At 55.1% G+C, this 6,335-nt stretch carries 6 protein-coding genes and 1 pseudogene; 6 read left to right on the top strand and 1 reads right to left on the bottom strand.

Going from position 1 to position 6,335, the window contains the following annotated elements; all coding sequences use genetic code 11:
• The first annotated feature begins 337 nt into the window (after window positions 1-337).
• Window positions 338-577 (top strand): hypothetical protein, encoded by a 240-nt coding sequence (locus AC4GMC_RS16690; RefSeq protein ID WP_487876695.1) that lies wholly within the window; start codon window positions 338-340, stop codon window positions 575-577.
• Entirely contained in the window at window positions 544-861 is a 318-nt protein-coding gene (locus AC4GMC_RS16685) for a phage integrase central domain-containing protein (RefSeq protein ID WP_487876696.1), read from the top strand. The genes AC4GMC_RS16690 and AC4GMC_RS16685 overlap by 34 nt, the downstream gene beginning before the upstream one ends.
• 6 nt (window positions 862-867) lie before the next feature.
• On the opposite strand, the pseudogene AC4GMC_RS16680 reads toward AC4GMC_RS16685, so the two are convergent.
• Window positions 868-1,001 (bottom strand): annotated as a pseudogene (locus tag AC4GMC_RS16680) (integrase); the annotation flags it as partial.
• A 284-nt stretch (window positions 1,002-1,285) separates the two neighbouring features.
• On the opposite strand from AC4GMC_RS16680, the gene AC4GMC_RS16675 reads away from it, so the two are divergent.
• From AC4GMC_RS16675 to AC4GMC_RS16660, 4 genes are all read left to right on the top strand, one after another.
• The gene (locus tag AC4GMC_RS16675; protein ID WP_487876697.1) at window positions 1,286-2,185 is read left to right on the top strand and encodes a LysR family transcriptional regulator; all 900 of its coding nucleotides are present in this window, start codon (window positions 1,286-1,288) and stop codon (window positions 2,183-2,185) included.
• Window positions 2,186-2,273: 88 nt separating this feature from the next.
• Window positions 2,274-4,379, top strand: coding sequence for a hydantoinase/oxoprolinase family protein (locus AC4GMC_RS16670; RefSeq protein WP_487876698.1), 2,106 nt, complete (start codon window positions 2,274-2,276; stop codon window positions 4,377-4,379).
• Between the two features lie 4 nt (window positions 4,380-4,383).
• Window positions 4,384-6,093 (top strand): hydantoinase B/oxoprolinase family protein, encoded by a 1,710-nt coding sequence (locus AC4GMC_RS16665; protein ID WP_487876699.1) that lies wholly within the window; start codon window positions 4,384-4,386, stop codon window positions 6,091-6,093.
• Window positions 6,090-6,335 (top strand): FAD-dependent oxidoreductase (locus tag AC4GMC_RS16660; RefSeq protein ID WP_487879414.1); only part of this gene is annotated, 246 nt, incomplete at its 3' end. The genes AC4GMC_RS16665 and AC4GMC_RS16660, both read left to right, overlap by 4 nt.

Genomic DNA, 6,335 nt, shown 5'->3' with positions numbered 1-6,335 from the left:
AATGGCTGCCTCTGGCACGGGAGAGAGTTAGCGGCCAGGTTGGCTCCCTCCGCCAATTTTCATTTTTCACTGATTTGAATGGGTCGCTTTGAGCGGCCTTTTTCTTTTGTTTTGTGCGGATTGGCGTTGCTTGTCAGTGGTATCGAATTTCTTTCGATAGTGCCCAGATCTATACCTTGAGTGGTATGGAATGTGGTATTTTTAATGGCCCTATCTGGAAAGCTGTCAAAGAAGCTGGTGGAGAATCTTGGCGCTGGGCGTCACGGGGATGGCAGTGGCCTTTACTTAGTGGTTGATCCATCCGGCGCGCGGCGCTGGATCGTGCGGTGCGGATATTGTGACGCTCAACCAAGCGCGTGAACGCGCGCTGGAATGCCGCCGAATGGCCAAGCAGGGGGTGAAGCCGCGTTTCAATGCCAAACGCGAGATTCCTACGTTTGAGGAAGTTGCCCAAAAGGTGCACATTGATCGGCAGCCAACTTGGAAGAACGCCAAGCATGGCCAGCAATGGATCAATACTTTGCGTTTCCCAAGATTGGCAGAATGCCGATTGATAGCGTTGATCCAGCTGAGGTGATGATGTGCCTTGGTCCAATCTGGACGGAAAAGCACGAGACCGCCAAGCGGCTGGCGCAACGCATCAAGACGGTGCCGGATGTGGCGAAGTCCAAGGTTATGCGGTCCGGTGAGAACCCGCTGACTGCGATCAAAGACGCGCAAGCGCTGCCAAAAGTGAAAGCCAAGGTAAAAGCACCGCAAAGCGATGCGCTGGCGGGACGTGCCCGTTTTCTATGCGGATTTGTAGGACCGCGGCGCTATGTAGGCACAAGCGCTGCGGTTCACTTACCTTACGGGGGCTAGGACGGGATGGCTCTCAAGTTCAAGGCGCGCGTGTATCGCCCAGCCCGTTTGGGCAGCCGCGGTCGTTTCTGGCCTATGATCCGCCCTTTGTTCCAAGCTTCGCGCCTATGGGGAACTGCAGGAAGTTGGGCGCCTAGCATAAAATGCCCTGCAATTCTCCCCTAAACCTAGACCTCAGCACCGCGCCGGCACCGAAAACAAAGCATCGGATTAAATGACTGGTGTCAGCAGGAGCTAGGACGGGCCGTCTCTGGGAGCGTATTAGGCTTTATTAAGCCCAAATGTGACAGATGCTGCCCAGGGTTCGAATGACGTTTTTGCGGAAACGGCATTCTTTAATAGCACCTTGTCTAGAAAAAATACCTTGCTGACGTGGCCTGAAGGGGTAGCTTGTCGATAATCTAAATCTATTGCCGAGGCTAAAATGATAAAGAGTCAATTGACGCTTAAGCAATTAGAGGCGTTTGCCTTTGTCGTTGATAGCGGAACATTTCGTGCTGCCGCTTCAGCCCTGGGCACCACACAGCCTAACATTTCCGCTCGGATCACAGCCCTCGAAACCGCGCTGGATGTGATCTTACTTATCCGTGATGCAGGTTCGCTGCGCCTTACGACAGATGGAGAAAAATTACTGAACAAGACACGCGATGTTCTGTGGGCTGCAGAGGCGCTTATTGAAGAGGCGGGTCGTCAGGAGTTGATTGAGGAAACACTAAGGCTTGGTGTTACAGAGCTTGTGGCGTGTACGTGGTTGCAGCGTTTTTTACGCTTGATGAAGGACGCATATCCCAAGCTGCGCATTCAACTAGAGGTCGACCTTTCTACCGTAATTGAGGCGCGTTTGATGGAAGGTCAGCTCGATCTTGCCTTGCAAACCGGACCCTACAAATCCAAAAGTTTCGTCAACGCTCCTTTGGGCCAGGAGCGCTATTGTTGGGTGGCTAATGCTGAGCTTAGTCAAAGTCTCAATGCTAATCCTACGCTTGCCGACTTGCTTGATCTGACTGTTCTGACCCATGCCAAGCACACGCAGGCGTGCGCGGCCTTACATGATATAGTCAAGGCACGTGGATTGGGAGCGGGGCGTATCGTCCATTCCAGCGCGCTGTCGGCCTGTCGCCCCATGGTTCTTGAAGGTCTCGGCGTTGGTTTGCTGCCTGCGCGGCTTGTAGAGAAAGACGTCGCTGCAGGGCACCTGCAAGAGATTGAGAGCGACTGGCTGCCTGATCCTCTGGAGTTTCATGCCCGCTATGCTCCTGCTCGCGCGGCGCGTTACGTTGGCAAAGCGGCACAAATCGCGAGTGTCGCAATGCAGGATCAATAAAATCTATTAGGGTAAAAATTTTAATTGATTTGATTTGTCGTGCGTCAATGGGGCAAATGGTTGATGAAACCCATTGCAGGAGCATCCGATGACAGCAACTTCCAACCGCCTTGGCGTTGATATTGGCGGCACATTCACGGACGTTGTATTGGAAAGCGACGGAAGGTCGTTTTCTACGAAAGTTCTGACGACCTATGCCGCACCCGAAAACGCCATCATCGATGGGATGCATCAGGTGTGCGCCAAAGCGGGCGTTGATCCAAGCCAGATTAACCAGATCATTCATGGCACCACCTTGGCCACCAACGCGCTGATTGAACGGCGTGGCGCAAAGACGGCGCTGATCACAACCGAGGGCTTTCGTGATGTGATCGAGATGCGCACTGAGTCGCGGTTTGAGCAATATGATCTGAACTTGAACCTGCCTGATCCGCTGCTGCCGCGTCAGATGCGGTTTACGGTTGGCGGGCGCGTTGATGCCAATGGCGCGGTCTTGGTCGATATTGACCGCGCTGAGGTTGAGGCCGTTGTCGACAGAATTGCAGCAGCTGGATTTGAAAGCGTTGCCGTCGGCCTGATTCATTCCTACTTGAACCCCGCACATGAAGAACTGGTGCGCGATGTACTGGCCGAAAAGCTACCTGATGTGGCTGTATCGATCTCTTCCGAGGTCAGCCCGCAAATGCGCGAGTATGAGCGGTTTAACACCGTGGTGGCCAATGCTTATATCAAGCCATTGATGGCGTCATACTTGGGCCGTCTTGAGGGCCGCCTGAAGGGTGAGGGCGTGGCTTGTCGTATCTTCCTGATGCATTCGGGTGGTGGGATTATTTCGATCCAGAATGCTGCTGATTTCCCCGTGCGTTTGGTCGAATCCGGTCCTGCGGGCGGCGCTGTATTCGCAGCGCATATCGCGGCGCGCTATGGCCTTGATAAGGTGTTGTCCTTCGATATGGGCGGCACCACGGCCAAGATCTGTCTGATCAAAAACCAGACCCCCAAAACATCCCGTGTGTTCGAAGTTGCCCGCACGTACCGGTTCAAAAAGGGGTCGGGCATGCCGATCTCTATCCCGGTGATCGACATGGTCGAGATTGGCGCGGGCGGCGGATCTCTGGCCCATGTGGATGCGATGCGCCAAATTCGTGTTGGTCCAGAAAGTGCGGGCTCCGAACCCGGGCCTACATGCTACGGGCGGGGTGGTAAACGCCCCGCTGTAACGGATGCCGACCTCGTTTTGGGCAAGTTGGATCCTGAAAATTTTGCAGGCGGGTCAATCAAATTACACCCGGATCAATCCAAGGCCGCCCTGATGAACAACGTCGGCGAAACCTTGGACATGGACGCTGTCGAAGCTGCCTTCGGCGTGGCAGAGGTCGTCGATGAGAATATGGCCAATGCCGCGCGGGTACATGCTGTGGAAAACGGCGAGGACCTTTCTGAATACACCATGATCGCCTTTGGCGGTGCGGCCCCGCTGCATGCGGGTCGCTTGTGCGAAAAGCTGGGCGTGGAACGTTTGTTGGTCCCACCGGGGGCAGGCGTTGGCTCTGCTATTGGGTTTTTACGCGCCCCGTTCAGTTTTGAAGCGAACCGCTCTGTCTATATGAAGCTGTCAAACTTTGACGGCGAACGGATTAAGGGGCTGCTGACTGACCTGAAGACCGAAGCCACAGGTTTTGTGCGGACATGTGATGAGGTCAGCCCGATCTTGTCAGAATTCAAAGTCTACATGCGTTATACTGGCCAAGGTTGGGAAATCCCGATCGAGTTGACCGAAGACCAAGCAATGAACCCGGACGCTGCCACCTTTGAGGCGCGGTTTATCGAAGATTACACCAAATTGTTCGGGCGCCCCGTTCAGGGCATGGATATTGAGATTACTGTTTGGTCCGTCAATGCCACAACTCCCCCCGAACAGGTCGCGCGGATGGATGAAACTGATGGGTCTGATGCAGCCATCGCTGCTGGTCAGCGCCAGCTGTTTGACGCGGCATCTGCCAAATACCTCGACTCGCAGATTGTGAACCGCTTTGACATGTCCGCAGGTCAACGGGCGCATGGTCCGGTAGCGATTGTTGAGGATGAAACCACAATCATAGTGCCCGCTAGTCGGGATGCAATCCGCCAGCCCGATGGCTGCATTGACGTAGTCGCGCGCAAGGCGCGCGCATTAAATGGCGTGAAGGGATAAACCAATGACCACTGAGCATTCAAAGGTCGCCTACCAAGTCATGTGGAACCGCTTGATTTCTGTTGTTGAAGAACAGGCGCAAGCCCTTGTCCGGACTGCATTTTCGACCTCTGTGCGTGAGGCCGGCGATCTGTCTGCGGGTGTCTACGATGTCGCGGGGCAGATGCTGGCGCAAGCCGTCACAGGCACACCCGGCCACGTCAACGCCATGGCCGATGCGGTTGCGCATTTTATCCGCCGGATCGGGCCTGAGAACATCTGCGATGGAGACGTCTATATAACCAACGATCCGTGGGAAGGCACAGGCCACCTGCATGACATTACCATGGTGACCCCATCTTTCCATCAGGGTGAACACGTCGGCTTCTTTGCCTGCACAGCCCATATCGTTGACATTGGTGGGCGCGGTTTTGGGGCGGATGCGCAATCTATCTATGAAGAAGGCCTGTATATCCCGATCATGAAATTTGCAGATCGCGGCAACGTTGACGAAACCCTGACACGGATCATTCGCGGCAACGTGCGCGAACCCGATCAGTTGATCGGCGATATCTATGCACTGGCGACCTGCAATGAGATTGGCCACCGCCGTCTGATCGAGATGATGGAAGAATTTAACCTGACGGATTTACACGGCATCGCAGATTTTATTCTTGAGAATTCACGCCGCGCGACAATCGAACGGATCGCAGCCCTGCCGCAGCAGACAGCGGAAGGCGAGATGACAATGGATGGGTTCGACAAGCCGATCACTTTGAAGGTCAAGGTGAGTGTTGAGGGCGAAAAGATCGTGTCCGACTTTACCGGGTCATCAGGTTTAGACAAGAAAGGCATCAATTGCCCGCTGGTCTATGCCAAAGCCTATGCATGTTACGCACTCAAAGTCGCGATTGCTCCCGAAATCCCCAACAATGCGGCATCGCTCGCCCCGTTTGAGATCACGGCACCGGAAAACTCCATCGTGAATGCGTTGCATCCGGCCCCCGTCGCGTTGCGCCATATTGTCGGACACTTCGTGCCTGACGCGGTTTATGATGCGTTTGACAAGATCGTGCCAGGTTTGGTGCCCGCGGAAGGCGCGGGTTGCTTGTGTAACTTCCAAGTTTCCTTGCGCCCGCGCATGGATGCCTCTGCCCCAGGGCACGCGCGGCGGTCCGAGGTGCTGACATTCAACTCTGGCGGTTCAGGCGCGCGACCTGCGCATGACGGCTTGAACGCGACCGCCTTTCCATCCGGCGTAATGACCATGCCGATCGAGGCGACAGAACACGCTGGCCCTGTGATCATCTGGCGCAAAGAACTGCGGCCTGACAGTGGTGGCGCGGGCAAGACACGTGGCGGCCTTGGTCAATACATGGAAGTCGGCGCGCAAGAAGGTCACGAGTTTGATATCCAAGCGATGTTCGACCGTGTTGATCATCCTGCGCGCGGGCGTCGTGGCGGCGGCGCAGGCGCCACGACCACAATCGCACAAGACGATGGCACCCCGATGAATGGCAAAGGCAAACAATTCGTGGCCCATGGGCGCCGCGTTGTCATGGCCTTCCCCGGGGGCGCTGGCTACGGCGAGCCATCGGAACGGTCCAAAGATCTGGTCAAACGTGATCTGGCGCGCGGCTATATATCCGCTGAAACAGCTGCACGGGACTACAACCTATCCGCAGCAGACATCGCAGACGTTGAAGCCGCCGTCGCTCAGGGAGAGACACTATGAAAACACAAGCCCCAAAAAACACATCTTATGACGTTGTGATCATCGGCGGTGCCATCATGGGTGCATCTGCTGCATGGTTCTTGTCAGATGACAAGGATTTCGACGGCACCGTTTTGGTAGTGGACCGTGATCTAACTTATGAAAACACCTCAACTGCGCATACCAATTCTTGCATGCGCCAGCAGTTCTCGGGCGAGTTGAACGTGCGGATTAGCCAGTTTGCTGCTGATTTTGTAAAGAAT

Source organism: Thalassobacter sp. (genome assembly GCF_982993085.1).
This window is presented reverse-complemented; position numbering and strand designations above follow the sequence as displayed.